This is a genomic window from Yoonia sp., from assembly GCF_036770585.1.
GTDB lineage: Bacteria > Pseudomonadota > Alphaproteobacteria > Rhodobacterales > Rhodobacteraceae > Yoonia.
On record NZ_DAIPIW010000011.1, the window covers coordinates 1 to 17,555 of the forward strand.

Here is a 17,555-nt window from a genome sequence, read left to right on the forward strand (position 1 = left end):
CTTGGCAAACACGCGCCGACCGAAGGCTATTGCCAGGCTTGGTCGGGCATCCGCATCGACAGCGGCCATTACGGCGACGAGGACCTGAGCGGGCTGAACGTCGGGCTGGTGCTGGAAATTCCGGGCCTGATGGCGCGCGGCAACTGGAAGGCCGCCGCCTATATCGACGAGCGCGCAAGCGAGGCGGCCTATGACGGATTGCTGAATATCTTTACCGGCAAGGCGCGCGGGACCACGGGGCTCTTCAAGGTGCTGGTCAGCGAGTTCATCGGTGCCGAGCGCGCCCCCGTGATCTTCGAGACCGAAGGCAAGACACGCCGCCTGATGGTCGGCAAGGCCATTCAGGGCGAGGTCGTCCCCGTCGAGGGCAAGCGCGCGGATGAGGACATCGTCGTCACCAACACCGGTTACTGGATGGGGCCGGACATCACCGTCGCCACCGCCAACAAGGGCCGCGTGCGCGCCTATGGCCGCGTCTGGGATTTCGATGGCCGCAGCGCCGAGATCTGCCAGATCGACTGGCATGGCCCGAACTGACGGGTGCCGTGATGATCACGCCGGAATACTGCCGTTTGATGGCGCGCTACAACGCGTGGCAGAATGACGGGCTGCGCGGGATGGTCGGCGGTATGGACCGCGAGACACTGTTGCATGATCGCGGCGCCTTTTGGGGGTCGATCATGGGCACGCTGAACCATCTGCTTTGGGCGGACCTGATGTGGATCAGCCGTCTCGATGGCGAAGAGGGAACGGATGTGCGCTTGAAGGGCAGTCCCGATTTCACCCCGACACCTGCGGTCTGGGCCGCGGAGCGGTTCCGGATGGATGCGCGGATCAGGCTCTGGGCCGATGCGGTGCATGCGCTGGATCTTGTCGGTGATCTGGCGTGGTATTCCGGCGCGGCTGGCCGCGAGATCACCAAGCCCAAGGCGCTTTGCGTCATACAGATGTTCAATCACCAGACCCATCATCGCGGTCAGGTCCACCAGATGCTGACGTCGCTGGGGCTGAAGCCCGGCGACACCGATCTCCCTTTCATGCCGGAGTAGCCACCATGGCCACCATCGCCCCTTCCCGCCGCGTGCGGCGCACGCCTTTTTCCGACGGTGTCGAGGCCGCCGGTGTCAAGGGCTATACCGTCTACAACCGGATGCTGCTGCCGACGGTCTTTCGCAGCATCGTCGAGGATTACCATCACCTGAAATCCGCCGTGCAGGTCTGGGATGTCGCCTGCGAGCGGCAGGTGGAACTGCGCGGCCCCGATGCCGCGCGCCTGATGCAGATGCTGACGCCGCGCGATCTGCGCGGGATGCTGCCGGGGCAGTGCTTTTATCTGCCCATCGTCGATGAAACCGGCGGCATGTTGAACGATCCGGTGGGGCTGATGCTGGCGGACGACCGCTGGTGGATTTCGATTGCCGACAGTGATCTTCTGTTGTGGGTCAAGGGCCTTGCCTATGGCTATCGTCTCGATGTGCTGGTGGATGAGCCCGATATTTCGCCCTTGGCCGTGCAGGGACCGCAGGCCGAGACGCTGATGGCGCGGGTCTTCGGCGATGCGGTGCGGGCGATCCGGTTCTTCCGGTTCGGCTGGTTCGATTTCAACGGTGTCAGCATGGCCATTGCGCGCTCGGGCTATTCCAAGCAGGGCGGCTATGAGATCTACGTGGACGGGACGCAAAACGGGATGCCCTTGTGGCATGCGCTGATGGAGGCGGGCAGGGATCTGGATGTGCACGCCGGTTGTCCCAACCTGATCGAGCGGATCGAGGGTGGCTTGCTGTCCTATGGCAACGACATGACCCGCGAGAACACGCCGCATGAATGCGGGCTGGGCAAGTTCTGTTCCACCCAGACCGCGATCGGTTGTGTCGGGCGCGATGCGCTGTTGCGCGTGGCCAAGGAAGGGCCGACGCAACAGATCAGGGCGATTGCGATCGATGGCGACATACCGCCTTGCGACCGCGCCTGGCCCTTGATGGCGAAGGGCAAGCGCATCGGGCAGGTGACATCGGCGGCGAAGTCCCCCGACTTTGGAACGAATGTGGCGATCGGCATGGTCCGCATGACCCATTGGGACGCAGGCACCGCTTTCGAGGTGCACACACCCGACGGGGTCCGTGCCGCGACGGTGCAGGACAAATTCTGGCTATGATCACGGGGGCACGCGCCGGAGCCTCCGGCGGGAGTGTCCTGGGAGAAAGAAGAGGAGAGACGGGAATGTTCAACGCTTTGGTGGTCGAGAAGACCGAAGACGGAAAGACCAGCGCGTCGGTGCGGCAGATCAGCGAGGATCAGTTGCCCGAAGGGGACGTGACCGTCGCTGTCGACTATTCGACGGTGAACTACAAGGACGGGCTCTGCATCGGTCCGGGCGGCGGGCTGGTGCGCAACTATCCCCATGTGCCGGGGATCGATCTTGCCGGGACGGTCGCGGCCTCGGAGGATGCGCGTTACAAGCCAGGCGACAAGGTGGTTCTGACCGGCTGGCGCGTGGGCGAGGTGCATTGGGGCGGCTATGCCCAGAAGGCGCGGGTCAAGGCCGACTGGCTGGTGCCGCTGCCTGCGGGGCTGGATACGCGCGCGGCGATGGCGGTGGGCACGGCGGGCTTTACCGCGATGCTGGCGGTCATGGCGCTGGAGGATCACGGCATTAAGGACGGCCCCGTTCTGGTGACCGGGGCCGCGGGCGGTGTCGGGTCCGTGGCGACCGCGATCCTTGCCAATCTGGGCCACGAGGTAGCCGCAGTCACCGGGCGGCCCGAGACGGCGGATTACCTCAAGGGCCTCGGGGCCAGCCGGATCGTCGCCCGCGACGAGATCAACGAGACGGTGAAACGCCCGCTCGAGGCCGAGACCTGGGGCGGCTGCGTCGATGCCGTCGGTGGCGAGATGCTGGCGCGGGTTCTGGGCCAGATGCAATACGGCGCCTCGGTCGCGGCTGTCGGTCTTGCGGGCGGGGCGGGTCTGCCTGCGACGGTCATTCCATTCCTGCTGCGTGGGGTGAACCTTTTGGGCATCGACAGCGTGATGCAACCCTACGCCAACCGTCTGCGCGCATGGGAGCGGATCGCGCGTGATCTGCCGCTCGACAAGCTGGAGGCGATGATCCAGCCCGCGACTCTGGCCGACCTTCCGGACCTCGGGCGGGGTATCCTGAAAGGCCAGGTGAGGGGCCGTGTCGTGGTCGATGTGAACGCCTGAAAAAGGGGCCTTTGCCAAACAAGCGGGCCGCGCGGGCATCACCTGCGCGGCCCTTTTCTGTCTGGGTCTGGTGGTGGTTTGACAGGTCCGAAACCGACATGGGATGTCGCGAAATCTTCTTTTCCTGTCCCGTTTGGTTGTGAAAGGGGGTGTCTTGCTGTTAGGCTTTGCCTGAAATCGCGGGTTTTCCGCTGTTTCGGGAACAAGGCAACACCCGCCGAAACTGCGCAAACGACGCGAGGCGGCAAGGTTGCGACAGGAGGGAAAGATGTTTGACAAGATCATGGTGCCGATTGATCTGGCACATGTCAGTCGCATGCAGAAAGCCGTCGATATGGCGGCGGATCTTGCGAAGGTCTACAAGGCGGATGTCTGCTATGTCGGTGTGACCAGCGCCCCCCCGAGTGCCGTGGCGCATACCCCCGAAGAGTATCGCAGCAAGCTCGATGAGCTTGCCCGAAAGCAGTCGACCGCGCATGGCCAGCGCGGCTCGGCCCATGTCGTGATTTCGCATGACCCTGTCGCCACGATGGACGATGATCTGGTGCAGGCCGTCGACGAGGTCGGCGCCGATCTGGTGGTCATGGCCACGCATGTTCCGAATGCCGGTGATCTGGTCTTCGCCTCGAACGGCGGCAACCTTGCACGGCACACAAACGTATCGGTTTGCCTTGTGCGCGCCGCCTGAGACGCGCGCGACGGGACACCAAAGAACAATCAAAAAAGGACGCCAACATGGCAGAAAATACCACCAATCTGGGAATACCCGAACCGGAGGGCGTGTCGGATGTGATCGAGACCGATTACGAGATCGGTCAGGACAATATCGAAGCGCAGGTCGGACCGTTCGGGCTGGACATCCACAATCCGGTCTTTCTGATATCGGGCCTTTCGGTCGTGGTCTTCGTGGCCTACGCGCTGATCGCGCCGACACAGGCGGCTGAATTCTTCGGCTGGCTGCGTCCGGCCCTGACATCAACCTTTGACGGCTTCTTTCTGGTCTCTGCGAATATCTTCGTGATCTTCTGTCTGCTGCTGATCGTGTCGCCCTATGGGTCGGTGCGTCTTGGCGGTGCGGATGCGACACCGGATTACGGCTATCCGGGCTGGTTCGCGATGCTGTTCGCGGCTGGTATGGGTATCGGGCTGATGTTTTTCGGCGTGCTGGAACCGGCCTATTACTCCGGCACCCCCTGGGGCGACGAGCCGCTGCGCGCTGTCCGGCCCTTTACCGAGGACGGTGTGCTGATCCCCGAGAACGTCGAGGCCGCCAAACGCATGGCGCTGGCCGCGACCTCTTATCATTGGGCGCTGCACCCTTGGGCGATCTATGCGGTCGTTGCACTGGCGCTGGCGCTGTTCAGCTACAACAAGGGTCTGCCGCTGTCGATCCGCTCGGCCTTCTATCCGATCCTGGGCGAGCGTGTCTGGGGCTGGTGGGGCCATGTGATCGATATCGTGGCGGTCTTCGCGACGCTCTTCGGTCTGGCGACTTCGCTGGGGTTGGGCGCGCAGCAGGCCAATGCCGGGCTCGACTTTGTCTATGGCATCCCCAGCAGCGTCACCACGCAGGTGATCCTGATCATCCTGATCACCGCGATTGCGCTGATTTCGGTGCTGCGCGGTCTGGATGGCGGGGTCAAGGTCCTGTCCGAGGCCAATATGGTGCTGGCCCTGATCCTGATGGCTTTCGTCGTGATCACGGCGGGCGCTGTCGGCATTTTCCGCGACTTCGGCGCGACACTTATGGCTTACGGGCAAGAGATACTGCCGCTTTCGAACCCTGTCGGGCGTGAAGATGACGGCTACCGCGAGGGCTGGACGGCCTTCTACTGGGCGTGGTGGATCAGTTGGTCACCTTTCGTCGGCATGTTCATCGCGCGGGTGTCGCGCGGGCGGACCGTGCGCGAGTTCGTGACCTGCGTGCTGATCATTCCATCGCTGGTCTGCGTCTTCTGGATGGCGACATTCGGGGGCACGGCCATCAACGAGATGATCGCCAATGCCGACGCGAGCGCGGTGAAGGCCAACGTCATCGACACCTACCGGCCCGAGCTGTCGCTTTTCGCGATGTTGCAGGGACTGTCACTGGCGTCGATCACCTCGACGATCGGGATCATTCTGGTGATCGTGTTCTTCGTGACGTCCTCGGACTCAGGCAGTCTTGTGATCGACACGATCACGGCGGGCGGCAAGATCGATGCGCCTTTGCCGCAGCGGGTCTTCTGGTGCACCTTCGAGGGACTGGTCGCGATTGCGCTGCTGATCGGGGGCGGTCTGGCCTCGTTGCAGGCCATGGTGATCTCGACCGGATTGCCCTTCACTGTCGTCCTCTTGCTGATGTGCTGGGCGATCTTCCGCGGGCTTCAGGCCGAAAAACGCGCCTGAACGCGCAGGCGTCGTAAAAGAAATCAGGGCCCCGGTGCTTGCGCATCGGGGCTTTTTTCTGATCCATGGCGCCATGACACTGGATATCGCATGGGTGCGGGGCCAATTCCCCGCTTTCGCGCAGCCTGACCTGCAAGGCCAGGCTTTCTTTGAAAACGCGGGCGGGTCCTATACCTGCCGGCAGGTGATCGACCGCCTGCATCGCTTTTATACCGCAAGGAAGGTGCAACCCTATGCGCCTTACGCGGCCTCCAGGCTTGGCGGCGCGGAAATGGACGAGGCCCGCGCGCGGTTGGCCGCGATGCTGGGGGTCAAGACCCATGAGCTGTCCTTCGGACCCTCGACCACGCAGAATACCTATGTGCTGGCGCAGGCGGTCCGCAAATGGATCAAGCCGGGGCAGAGCATCGTCGTCACCAATCAGGACCACGAGGCCAATTCCGGACCATGGCGGCGCTTGGCCGACGAAGGGATCGTGATACTGGAGTGGCGGATCGATCCCGAGACGGGCGCGCTTGATCCTGCTGACTTGAAGGACCTGCTGCAACGGGACGTGGCGCTGGTGTGCTTTCCCCATTGCTCGAACGTGGTGGGCGAGATCAACGACGTGGCAGCCATCACCGCCATGGCCAAGGCGGCAGGCGCGCGGGTCTGTGTGGATGGTGTGTCCTACGCCCCGCATGGCTTTCCCGACGTGGGGGCGCTGGGGTGCGATGTCTATCTGTTCAGCGCCTACAAGACCTACGGGCCGCATCAGGGGATCATGGTGATCCGCGAGGACTGGGGGTTCGAGCTGCCCAATCAGGGGCATCATTTCAATGGCGAGAGCCTTTACAAGCGCTTCACGCCGGCCGGTCCCGATCATGCGCAGGTGGCGGCCAGCGCAGGCATGGCCGATTATATCGAGGCCCTGTCGGCCCATCATGGTGGCGGGCAGGGGGCTGCGGCGGCGCGGCAGGCCCATGACCTGATGCGCGCGCATGAGGTGGCCTTGCTGCAACCCCTGCTGGACTATGTCAGCGCCAAGAACTCTGTCAGGTTGATCGGCCCTTCCGATGCCGAGCAGCGGGCGCCGACCGTGGCGCTGGCGCTAGAGGCGGACGGTGAAGCGGTGGCGGCAAGGCTGGCCCCCCATGGCATCATGGCGGGCGGCGGGGATTTTTATGCGCAACGCCCGCTTGGCGCCTTGGGTGTCGATCCGGTCAAGGGTGTGCTGCGGCTCAGCTTTGTGCATTACACCCAAAAAGCCGAGGTTGACGCCCTGATGGCGGCGCTAGATCAGGTCCTGTAACGAAAAAGGCGCAGACCTGATGAGCAATTCCCCCATCCTGCTATGGTTCCGGCGCGACTTGCGTCTGGGTGACCATGAGGCGCTGAGCGCCGCGGTCGCCTCGGGCCATCCGGTGATCCCCGTCTTCATCCATGACGAGATGGTCGCGTCGCTTGGTGCCGCGCCGAAGATGCGCCTGGGGCTGTCGGTCGAGAGCCTCGGACAGGAACTTGCCGCGAAGGGATCGCGGCTGGTCCTGCGCCGCGGCGATGCGCAGAAGGTGTTGCGCGACCTTGTGGCCGAGACAGGGGCAGGGGCGGTCTATTGGTCGCGGCTCTATGATCCCGCCACGCGGCAGCGGGATACGGCGCTGAAGGCCGCGCTGCGCGATGATGGCGTTGCCGTCGAAAGCTTTGCCGGTCATGTCCTATTTGAGCCATGGCGCGTGCAGACCAAAACCGGCGGTTTCTATCGCGTCTTCACGCCCATGTGGAAGGCGGTGCGGGGCACCGACATTACCTCCGATCTGCCTGCACCCGCCAAGGTTCCCGCACCGGACACTTGGCCCGCAAGCGATCGCTTGACCGATTGGCGGATGGCGGCCCCGATGCGGCGCGGCGCGGATATTCTGGCCAGCCATTGCACCGTGGGCGAAAGGGCCGCCTCCGACCGGCTGGGGGCCTTCATGGCGCATCGTGTCGCGGATTACGCGCAGAACCGCGATCTTCCGGCGGTGGACGGCACCTCGCGCCTGTCCGAGAACCTGACCTACGGCGAGATCAGCCCGCGCCGCTGCTGGCACGCGGGCTGGCGCGCATTGCAGGCAGGCAAGGCCGATGCCGAGGTGTTCCTCAAAGAGCTGGTCTGGCGCGAGTTCGCCTATCACCTGGCTTTCCACACGCCGCAGATCACCAGTGGCAACTGGAAAGAGGACTGGGACGCCTTTCCATGGAACGCCGATGAGGGCACGCCAGAGGTCAGGGCGTGGCAGCAGGGGCGCACGGGGATGCACTTCGTCGATGCGGCCATGCGCGAGATGTATGTCACCGGCACCATGCACAATCGCGGCCGGATGATCGTGGCATCATACCTGACCAAGCACCTCATGACCCATTGGAAGATCGGTCTGGACTGGTTCGCCGATTGCCTGATCGACTGGGACCCTTGCAGCAATGCGATGGGCTGGCAGTGGTCGGCGGGGTCGGGGCCGGATGCGACACCCTATTTCCGCGTGTTCAATCCCGTCACGCAGCTGGACAAATTCGACAAGGACCGCGCCTATGTCCGGCGCTGGATCGCCGAAGAACAGAAGGCACCGACCAAGACAGCGCTGTCGTATTTTGATATGATCCCGAAATCCTGGGGCCTTTCGGCGGGTGATCCCTATCCCGCTGCGGTCGTCTCGGCCGAAGAGGGTCGCAAACGCGCGCTTGCCGCCTATGCGGAACGGGGCTTCTGAGGCAGGCCGACCGAAAGTCACGAACTGTTAATGTTTTCCGTGACTTCGGGCGGGCAAGCGTTAATTATTGCAAAACGGACGATGTGCCGGACAAAAGCAGGTTGGGCGCGATGGAAACAGGAACCATGACGATTTTGACAAGTACCAGTGGTCAGAGCAATCTGCCCCGTTATTTTGCCCGGGTCTTTGACCAGATCAAGGATCTCAAGAAAGGGCGGGTCGATATCGTTTTGCCTGATGACAGGCGGTTCCGCGCGCAAGGACCCAATCCCGGTTACGTGGCCGAGGTGCATGTCAACAATCCTGATCTCTTTGCCCGCGTGGTCCGCGAGGGCGACATCGGCTTTGCCGAGGCCTATATGGACGGGTGGTGGACCACGCCGGACCTGATGGCGGTCATGGATTTCATGCATGACGACGCAGACCACATCTACGACGGTTTCCCCGCCCAGCGCCTTGTGCAGATCTATGAACGTCTGCGGTTCTGGATGCAGCGCAACTCGAAGGCGCAGGCGCGCAAGAACATCAGCTACCACTACGATCTCGGCAATGATTTCTACAGTCTGTGGCTGGACGACACGATGACCTATTCGTCGGCGATCTTCGCCACGGGTCAGGAAAGCACAGAAGCCGCCCAGATCGCGAAATACGCCAGCATGATCGACCAGATGGGGGCGAAGGCCGGTGATCATGTGCTCGAGATCGGCTGCGGCTGGGGCGGTTTCGCCGAATATGCCGCCAAGGAACGCGGCATCAAGGTGACCGGTCTGACGATCAGCCGCGAGCAACATGATTATGCGGTGGCACGGATGGCCAGGGCGGGCCTGTCCGATATGGTCGAGATCAAGATGCAGGACTACCGCGACGAAAAGGGCCGCTATGACGGCATCGCCAGCATCGAGATGTTCGAGGCGGTGGGCGAGAAATACTGGCCGACCTACTTTCAGACCGTCTGCAATTGTCTGAAACCCGGCAAGAACGCCACCTTGCAGATCATCACGGTCAAGGAAGAACGCTTTGAGAGCTATCGCAAAGCGGTTGATTTCATTCAGAAATACATCTTCCCCGGCGGTATGCTGCCCAGCCCCTCGGTGCTGCGCCAAGAGGTCGAGAAGGCCGGCATGACGGTGCAGGGCTCGATCGAATTCGGCAAAAGCTACGGTCTGACCCTGCGGCGGTGGCACGAGACGTTCAACGAAAAATGGGATCAGGTCTCGGCGCTCGGGTTCGATGATCGGTTCAAGCGGATGTGGGATTTCTATCTCACCTCTTGTGCTGCGACATTCGATAGCAGAAACTGCGACGTGACGCAGATTACTGTGACGCGGCCCGCCTGATTGCCGGATGGTCCGTCACAGCCAAGCGAGGATGTGATCAGATGCCCACAGCGGGACGACTGGCCGGTGCCGTGCTCTTTGGACTTTTCGGATGGTATCTTGCGACCATAACGGTGCCCGCATTTCCCGAAGGCCGCCCGCCGGGCTACTGGTTTCCGGTGTCGATCCTGTTCGGCGTGGTGATCGGCTGGCGGATCTGCGGCGCAAGGGCGGGCTACGGTCTGAGCAGATCGACAGGGTTGGGCCTGACCATGGGGCCGTTGCTGGCCTTTTGCATGGTCTTTGCGCTGGCCTTCGATCAGATGGTCAAAAACGCGATGCGTCTGCGCTATGACGGGCCGACCGCTGCGATCATCGACACATTCGCCCTGATCGCCGAAAAGGCTGTGGATTTCTACACCAGCAACCTTGTCATCACGATCCTCGTGGGCGGCCTCGTCTGTGCTTGGATCACCGAGATCGTCGCCCGGCGGCTGCCCTGATCGATGGACCTTTTCGTCTACGGGACGTTGCGCGCGCCTGCGCTGATGGCGGCGGTGGCGGGGGCAGGGGCCTCGGGTCCTGTTGCCGCGACGCTGGCGGATTTCGCCGTCTTCCCTGTCGGGGGTGACGTGGTGCCTTGCATCGCACCTCTGCCCGGCGCACAGGCCGACGGGGTGGTCTGGCGTGATCTGACCCCCGATCAGGTGGCGCGACTGGATCTTTACGAAGGCGCCTTTGGCTACCGCAAAGAGACCGTGACCGTGATGACGCCTGCCGGCCCGCAAGAGGCGCAGGTTTATCTGCCGCCCAGCGATCTTGCCCGGGCCGAGGGGGACTGGTCGCTGGCCCGTTGGGAAGCGGGCCATCTTGCGCCTGCGATCATGGCCGCGACCGAGCTTTTTACCCACGACCCCCTGCCGGATCATGCGACCTTGCGTGCCATGTGGCCGATGATCGAGGCGCGGGCCTGGGCCAGACACCGGGCCGCCCTGGTGCCCGCAACGCAGCGCCATGCGGCGCAAGAGGGCGACTTTCTGGCGGAAGCGGTCACGCCGCCCTTGGGCCAGTTCTTTCGCTTTCAGGCGTTTTCGATCAACCACCGGCGTTTTGCGGGGGCCATGTCGGGTCCGATGCGGCGCGAGGCTTTCCTTGGCATCGATGCCGCGATGGTCCTGCCTTATGATCCTGTCCGCGACCGTGTCCTTCTGGTCGAACAGGCGCGCATCGGGCCGGCCCTGCGGCACGATCCCAACCCCTGGATGCTGGAGCCGGTCGCCGGCATCATCGACGCCCGCGAGACCCCCCAAGAGGCCGCCCTGCGCGAGGCGAAGGAAGAGGCGGGGCTGTCGCAGGTCACCCTGCACGAGGCCGGAAGCTTTTATATCTCGCCGGGCAACATGACCGACTATTTCTACACCTTCGTCGGTATCTGTGATCTGCCGCAGGACAGGCCCTATCTCGGCGGCCTGCCTCAAGAGGGCGAGGATCTGCGCCTGCATCCCATGTCTTTCGACACTGCGCTGGCGCTAGTGGACAGCGGCGAGATCGCGACGGCCCCCGCGGTGCATCTGATCTACTGGCTGCTGCGGTTTCGCGATGATTTGCGCCGCAGCGCGCCTTGAGTTTGCACCGATCGCCGCCTACACCTTGGAACAGGTAGTCAAGAAGGGGTCGGCATGACAATTCGAAATGATCTGGCGGCAGCCGTCGGCAATACGCCATTGATCAAACTGCATGCGGCCTCTGCGGCGACCGGATGCACGATCCTTGGTAAGGCCGAGTTCCTGAACCCCGGCCAGTCGGTCAAGGACCGTGCCGCGCTGTTCATGATCAAGGATGCGATGGCGCGCGGCGCCTTGAAACCCGGCGGCACGATCGTCGAGGGCACGGCGGGCAATACCGGGATCGGGCTTGCGCTGGTGGGGGCCTCGATGGGGTTCAAGACGGTGATTGTCATCCCCGAGACCCAGAGCCAGGAAAAGAAGGACATGATCCGCGTCGCCGGTGCGCATCTGGTCGAGGTGCCTGCAGTGCCTTACGCCAATCCGAACAACTACGTGAAATACTCGGCCCGGCTGGCGGAAGCCTTGAACAAGACCGAACCGCATGGGGCGGTCTGGGCCAACCAGTTCGACAATACCGCCAACCGGCAGGCGCATATCGAAACGACCGGACCCGAAATCTGGGACCAGACCGGCGGCAGGATCGACGGCTTTACCTGCGCCTGCGGATCCGGCGGCACGCTTGCCGGTGTCGGCACCTATCTGCAGCCCAAGGGCGTGAAGGTGGGGTTGAGCGATCCGGATGGATCGGGGCTCTACAAGCTTTATACCGGTCAGGTGCCGCCTGCGGGCGATTCAATCACCGAAGGCATCGGGCAGGGGCGCATCACGGCGAACCTTGAAGGGTTCACGCCCGACTTCGCCTACAAGATCCCCGATGCCGAGGCGCTGCCCATCGTCTTCGACCTTTTGCAGAACGAGGGTCTGTGCATGGGCGGATCGACGGGGATCAACATCGCGGGGGCGATCCGCCTTGCCCGCGACATGGGCCCCGGCCACACAATCGTGACGATCCTGTGCGACTATGGCACGCGCTACCAGTCGAAGATCTTCAATCCCGCTTTCCTGCGCTCCAAGGGCCTGCCGTTCCCCGCTTGGCTTGAGGCGCAGATCGACGTGCCGACGGTCTTCGAGGACGTATGATCGCAACGCTTCGGATAAGGATTTGCGCGGCACTTTTCTGTCTGGCGCTGCCGCTGTCGGCATGGGCGCAGGGCGAGGCGATCCCCTTGCCCGATGCCGCCGTGCTGGAAGACGGTGCGACGAACGCGGTCGAGACCCAAACGGATCCCTTCGATCCTGCGGCCTTCGACAGGCTGGCCCGGCGGGCCGAGGATCTGGCGGCCAGCGAGACCGCCTCGCCCTTTGCGATCGGGCGTCTGCGTGCCGAACTGGTCGTGTGGCGGGATCACTTTCTGGCCAAGTCGCGACAGAACGCAGGGCGTCTGGCCACGCTCAATGCGCAGATTGCCGCCCTTGGGCCGGTGCCTGAAAACGGACAAGAGCCGCAACAGGTCGCCGATCGCCGCGCCGATCTTGTGGAGCAACGCAATGACCTGATCGCGCCGCGCCTTCTGGCACAAGAGGCCTATGTCCGCGCCGAGGGGCTGATCCGCGAGTTCGACGCCCGCGCCCTGCAACGCGACACGGCAGCCCTTGTCCAGCGTGGTCCGGTGCCTTTCGGCCTGTCGGCGATGCACGAGGCGGTGGGCGGGATCGGCGGTCTGGTCCGCATCGTCTCAACCGAAGTGACAGGCCGGATCCGCACGGGCCTTGCGGCGGGAACGCTCTTGCAGGTTCTGCCACAGGCGATCCTGTTGTTTGCGGTGGGGATCGGCCTGTTGAGTTTCGGCAGGTCCATGGTCACACGCTGGCGCGGCAGATTGTCCGAAATGCAGGGCCGATGGGTGCCCCTGCTGCGGTTTTTCGTGTCCTTTGCGCAAATCATCGTGCCCCTGATCGGGCTGACAATCGCGACCCAGGCGCTGGAACTGTTGGGCATCTTCGGGCTGCGCGGCACCGATATCGTCGATGCGATCCCCTCGGCGGGCTTTTGCGCGATCTTCGGCTGGTGGCTGTCGCGGCAGATTTTCCCGCAGGGCGCGGAGGCCGGTTATCTCAGATATGATCCTGCGGTCAGGGCGCGGGGGCGGATCTATGTCATGGCCATCGGCTGGATCGCGGCCGTGGTTGTGCTGGTCAGCGCCGGTCTGCGCACCATCGATCTGTCAGAGGCCGCACGAGCGGTCGCCCAATGGCCAGTGCTGGTCGTCACCGGCCTCTGTCTTTGGCGGCTTGGCCGGTTGATCCGGACACCCCCCATGCCCACGCCAGAGGATGCGCCATCCTCCGGCGGAAGATCGCGGCTTCTGGTCGGGCGCTTTTGCATTGCCGTGGCGCTTGTCGCGCCGACCATCGCGGCTTTCGGTTTCGGGTTCGCCGGGCGCAGCCTGCTTGTCTCGTCGATCCTGTCCCTCAGTCTGGCCGCCGTGCTCTATCTGATGCAACGGATCATCCAAGACCTGCTGGAGCGGCCAAGCGAGGACGAGGACAACCGTGGGATCTATGCCTTGCTGCCGGTCTTCGTGACCTTCGCGCTCTTCGTGATCAGCGCACCGTTCTTCGCCCTGATCTGGGGGGCGCGCGTCGAGGACCTGTTGGAGATCTGGACAAGGTTCCGCGAAGGTTTCGCGATCGGCGAAACGCGCCTCTCGCCGACCGATTTTTTGATGTTCGTCTTTGTCTTCGCGCTTGGCTATCTGCTGACCCGGTTCGTGCAGGGGCTGCTGCGCCGCTCGGTCCTGCCACGCACGCGGCTTGATCTGGGGGCGCAGAATGCGCTGGTGGCGGGCCTTGGCTATGTCGGGATCATCCTTGCCTCGGTCTTTGCCATCACCACGGCGGGGCTGGATTTGTCGAACCTTGCGATCGTGGCCGGTGCCCTGTCGGTCGGGATCGGCTTCGGCTTGCAGACGATCGTCTCGAACTTCGTCTCGGGGATAATCCTGCTGATCGAGCGCCCGGTCTCGGAAGGTGACTGGATCGAAGTCGGCGGGCAGATGGGTGTCGTGCGCTCGATCTCGGTCCGCTCGACCCGGATCGAGACCTTCGACCGCCGCGACGTCATCGTGCCGAACGCCGATCTTGTCAGCGGTCAGGTGACGAACTGGACACGCAACAACTGGGCGGGGCGGATCATCGTTCCGGTGGGCGTCGCCTATGGGACCGATACCGAAAAGGTCGCGCGGATCCTGCAGGAAATCGCCGAGGCGCATCCCGTGGTGCAAAAGATGCCGCCGCCGAATATCCACTTTGCCGGTTTCGGGGCGGATTCGCTGGATTTCGAAATCCGCGCGATCCTGAACGACGTGAATTTCGTCATCTCGGCGAAATCCGACATCAACCATGCGATTGCCAAACGGTTCGCGGAAGAGGGGATCGAGATACCCTTTGCCCAGCGTGACATATGGCTGCGCAACCCGGAGGCCCTGAAAGGATGACCGAGCTTTTGTTCCGGCGCGACGGTTACGCGCGCGAAGCGACCGGCAAGGTCCTGTCGATCACCGACGAGGGCGGGCTTGTTCTGGACGGCTCGCTTTTTTATCCCACGTCGGGCGGTCAGCCCGGTGATAGCGGTGTGCTGCGCTGGAACGGGCGGGAAATCGAGATCGCTACGGCTGTCAAAGGCCTCGGTGATGCGGTGATCCTGATCCCGGCCGAACCGGCGGGTTTGCCGCAGGTCGGCGACGCGGTCGTGCAGGTGATCGACTGGGACCGTCGCTATCGTCACATGCGCGTGCATACCGCCTTGCATCTGTTGTCGGTCGTGATCCCCCTGCCGGTGACCGGTGGCGCCATCACCGCCGACAAGGGCAGGCTCGACTTCGATATGCCCGAGACCCCCGAGGACAAGGCAACGATAGAGGACGATCTGAACCGCCTGATCGCCTGCAACATGGATGTCACCGAAGACTGGATCAGTGACGCCGAGCTCGACGCCCAGCCGGACCTCGTCAAGACCATGTCGGTCCGGCCGCCGCGTGGGTCCGGGATGATCCGGCTTGTGCGCATCGGGGTCGGTGCGGAAACCGCCGACCTGCAACCCTGCGGCGGAACCCATGTCGCCAATACCGCCGAGATCGGACGGGTGCGTCTGGGCAAGATCGAAAAGAAGGGCCGCCAGAACCGGCGTGTCTATCTGCATCTGGTGTAGCTGTGCGGTCTGTGATGCTCTTTCTGCTGGTCGTCCTTGGTGCCCCGCTTCATGCGGATAAATTCCGCGACTGTTCGCCAACCGAGACCCGGGTCCTGGCGCAGGCGCTGGATCAGGCCAAAGCGCTGACCGTGGATGCCGCCGCTGCCGTGGGCGACACACGCGAATACGCGCGCTGGTTCGGTGCCTATTCGCCCGCGAACGCAGAGCATGTCCGCGCGAACCTCAAGGCGATCGTCGCCGCGATCCGGCGCGGTGCCGTGACGGTGCAATGCGAGCAAATCGAGCCTGACGGCTGTGCATCGGGCGAATATGCCTTCGTCTATACCAACCGGCCCTACAACCTGCATGTCTGCCCGTCCTTCTTTGACCTGCCCAGCCTCTCGGCCCTGCGCCCGGGCGCGCGGCAAAGCGATTTCGGGACCCGCGAGGGGACGATCGTGCATGAGTTGTCGCATTTCGAGCATGTGGCCGATACCGAAGACCATTGCTATTCGCGCAGGGAATGTGCGGCCATGGCGCGCAGCTCTGCCGCATTGGCCATCGAGAACGCTGACAGCTATCAGTATTTCACCGAGGACGTGACCTATTTCTCGCGCCAGCCCGTCACCGGCAAGCCGCCACCGGCACCGCGCCCCTTGCGCTAGCGGCCTGCCTTTGGCGCCGCCATTTTTGTGCGAGTAGGCCTTGCATTTCATCCGGTGAAGCGGCTAAACCCCCGCCCACGGACAGGTGGCCGAGTGGTCGAAGGCGCACGCCTGGAAAGTGTGTAGGCGGGAGACCGTCTCCAGGGTTCGAATCCCTGTCTGTCCGCCATCCCGTCCAGCCCTTGCCAGACCCCTGCCGCGTCAGAGAAGCTTGCGGTCGCGCGCGATCATCGCGGCCTGGGTCCGGTTCTTGGCACCCAGCTTGCGCAACAGCGTCTTGACATGCAGTTTGACCGTGACTTCCTGCAATTCCAGTTGCCGGGCGATCTCTTTGTTGGCCATGCCGGCGGCCAGCGCCTTGAGAACCTGTGTCTCGCGGGGGGTCAGCCCTTCGATGGAAGCGGCGGTGGTTTGCTGGGTGTAGTTGAAGGGCACGAAGACTTCGCCCAGCATCATCAGCCGGATCGCCGCGATCATCGACGAGGCCCCAAGCGTCTTGGGCACGAAGCCCGCCGCACCGGCCGCGATGGCCTGATCGACGACGGTCGCAGAGGCATCACCCGACAAAAGCGCGACCGGCGTGTCACCACCTGCGGAAATCGTTCTCGACAGGCCCTGCAACCCGTTCATGCCGGGCATGTTGTAGTCCAGCAGGATAAGGTCGAAGGCGCCATCTGTGCCCATGACATCCAGTGCCGCATCGACGCTGCTGACGGCGGTCACATCGCATTCGCCCTGCGCCTGCATGAAGGATGCAAGTGTGTCGCGTACCAGGTCATGGTCGTCCGCCAGAAGAATTCGCGTGGTCATGAATGAAATTTAGCTGATTGGCGTGAGTGTCAAATTTAAAGGGCAAATAGGTGTAGAAATCATGGAATGCACCCCCTAGACGTAAAGTGCTATGCAAAAGGACAGGCGGGGGCCATCTTACCGAACGGAAGGTATGGCGGAAGCTGCCTTTTTGGGGCCAAATGGATATCGTGCGCTTAAGGGAGTGGGGCGATGCGGAAGAGGGTGCAACTGACGGGACTGCTGGGTCTTTGGCTGCTGGGTTCGCTTGCGGGTCCGGCTGCGGCAGAGGATCCTGTCCTGACCGTCGCCGTTCTTGAGGCCGAGCATGCGCTGACGCTTGATAATCTGCGCGAGATGGACCAGGAAAGCTTCGAGACGACAACGATCTGGACCGAGGGGGTCCAGACCTTTTCCGGCGTGCCGCTGTGGGTGCTTGTCGCCCGGTACGGCATCACGGATGGGGAATTGATCGCAACAGCCATCAATGACTATGCGATCAGCTTTCCGGTTCAGGACGCACTCCAGCAAGGTCCGATTGTCGCTTTCCTGCGGAATGGCAAGGAAATGTCGGTGCGCGACAAGGGGCCGCTCTGGATCGTCTATCCCTATGACAGTTCAGAGGCGTTCCAGACCGAAATCGTTCATGCCCGCAGTATCTGGCAGTTGAACCGGATCACGATCAGGGCCGACTGACCGGTGGG

Annotated in this window: 17 protein-coding genes and 1 tRNA gene; 17 read left to right on the forward strand and 1 reads right to left on the reverse strand. The window is 63.2% G+C overall.

All coding sequences use genetic code 11. The annotated features are described in order from the left end of the window. The 16 genes from V7N12_RS03685 to V7N12_RS03760 all read left to right on the forward strand — a co-directional run. A partial coding sequence (locus V7N12_RS03685) for a DUF1326 domain-containing protein (protein WP_333712777.1) occupies positions 1-537 on the forward strand: 537 nt, incomplete at its 5' end. An 11-nt stretch (positions 538-548) separates the two neighbouring features. After that, the gene (locus V7N12_RS03690; RefSeq protein ID WP_333712778.1) at positions 549-1,049 is read left to right on the forward strand and encodes a DinB family protein; all 501 of its coding nucleotides are present in this window, start codon (positions 549-551) and stop codon (positions 1,047-1,049) included. 5 nt (positions 1,050-1,054) lie between these two features. Next, entirely contained in the window at positions 1,055-2,155 is a 1,101-nt protein-coding gene (locus V7N12_RS03695; RefSeq protein WP_333712780.1) for a dimethylsulfoniopropionate demethylase, read from the forward strand. Between the two features lie 65 nt (positions 2,156-2,220). Beyond that, entirely contained in the window at positions 2,221-3,204 is a 984-nt protein-coding gene (gene acuI / locus V7N12_RS03700) for an acryloyl-CoA reductase (RefSeq protein WP_333712781.1), read from the forward strand. Positions 3,205-3,472: 268 nt separating this feature from the next. Next, positions 3,473-3,892: a universal stress protein gene (locus V7N12_RS03705; protein WP_333712782.1), complete on the forward strand. Its 420-nt coding sequence runs from the start codon at positions 3,473-3,475 to the stop codon at positions 3,890-3,892. Positions 3,893-3,939: 47 nt separating this feature from the next. Then, positions 3,940-5,592, forward strand: a complete 1,653-nt coding sequence (locus tag V7N12_RS03710; protein WP_333712784.1) for a BCCT family transporter — start codon at positions 3,940-3,942, stop codon at positions 5,590-5,592. 73 nt (positions 5,593-5,665) lie between these two features. Further along, the gene (locus V7N12_RS03715) at positions 5,666-6,883 is read left to right on the forward strand and encodes an aminotransferase class V-fold PLP-dependent enzyme (RefSeq protein WP_333712785.1); all 1,218 of its coding nucleotides are present in this window, start codon (positions 5,666-5,668) and stop codon (positions 6,881-6,883) included. Positions 6,884-6,902: 19 nt separating this feature from the next. Then, complete coding sequence (locus V7N12_RS03720) at positions 6,903-8,321, forward strand: cryptochrome/photolyase family protein (RefSeq protein ID WP_333712787.1); 1,419 nt, start codon at positions 6,903-6,905, stop codon at positions 8,319-8,321. A gap of 125 nt (positions 8,322-8,446) precedes the next feature. Continuing rightward, positions 8,447-9,658: a cyclopropane-fatty-acyl-phospholipid synthase family protein gene (locus tag V7N12_RS03725; protein ID WP_333712789.1), complete on the forward strand. Its 1,212-nt coding sequence runs from the start codon at positions 8,447-8,449 to the stop codon at positions 9,656-9,658. A gap of 41 nt (positions 9,659-9,699) precedes the next feature. Then, on the forward strand, positions 9,700-10,140 hold the full coding sequence (locus V7N12_RS03730; protein ID WP_333712791.1) for a TrgA family protein: 441 nt from the start codon (positions 9,700-9,702) through the stop codon (positions 10,138-10,140). A gap of 3 nt (positions 10,141-10,143) precedes the next feature. After that, positions 10,144-11,262, forward strand: a complete 1,119-nt coding sequence (locus V7N12_RS03735) for a gamma-glutamylcyclotransferase (protein WP_333712793.1) — start codon at positions 10,144-10,146, stop codon at positions 11,260-11,262. A 54-nt stretch (positions 11,263-11,316) separates the two neighbouring features. Then, on the forward strand, positions 11,317-12,345 hold the full coding sequence (locus V7N12_RS03740) for a cysteine synthase A (protein ID WP_333712794.1): 1,029 nt from the start codon (positions 11,317-11,319) through the stop codon (positions 12,343-12,345). Next, positions 12,342-14,702: a mechanosensitive ion channel domain-containing protein gene (locus V7N12_RS03745; RefSeq protein ID WP_333712796.1), complete on the forward strand. Its 2,361-nt coding sequence runs from the start codon at positions 12,342-12,344 to the stop codon at positions 14,700-14,702. The genes V7N12_RS03740 and V7N12_RS03745 overlap by 4 nt, the downstream gene beginning before the upstream one ends. After that, positions 14,699-15,415: an alanyl-tRNA editing protein gene (locus V7N12_RS03750; protein WP_333712797.1), complete on the forward strand. Its 717-nt coding sequence runs from the start codon at positions 14,699-14,701 to the stop codon at positions 15,413-15,415. The genes V7N12_RS03745 and V7N12_RS03750 overlap by 4 nt, the downstream gene beginning before the upstream one ends. Positions 15,416-15,429: 14 nt before the next feature. After that, the gene (locus V7N12_RS03755; protein ID WP_333712799.1) at positions 15,430-16,062 is read left to right on the forward strand and encodes a M35 family metallo-endopeptidase; all 633 of its coding nucleotides are present in this window, start codon (positions 15,430-15,432) and stop codon (positions 16,060-16,062) included. Positions 16,063-16,141: 79 nt separating this feature from the next. Further along, positions 16,142-16,231, forward strand: a tRNA-Ser gene (locus tag V7N12_RS03760). 32 nt (positions 16,232-16,263) lie between these two features. Here the strand turns inward: V7N12_RS03760 and V7N12_RS03765 are convergent. Further along, entirely contained in the window at positions 16,264-16,872 is a 609-nt protein-coding gene (locus V7N12_RS03765; RefSeq protein ID WP_333712801.1) for a response regulator transcription factor, read from the reverse strand. 192 nt (positions 16,873-17,064) lie between these two features. Between V7N12_RS03765 and V7N12_RS03770 the strand changes: the two genes are divergently transcribed. Next, a complete protein-coding gene (locus V7N12_RS03770; RefSeq protein ID WP_333712802.1) occupies positions 17,065-17,547 on the forward strand; it encodes an oxidoreductase in 483 nt (160 codons plus the stop codon). Positions 17,548-17,555: the final 8 nt, after the last annotated feature.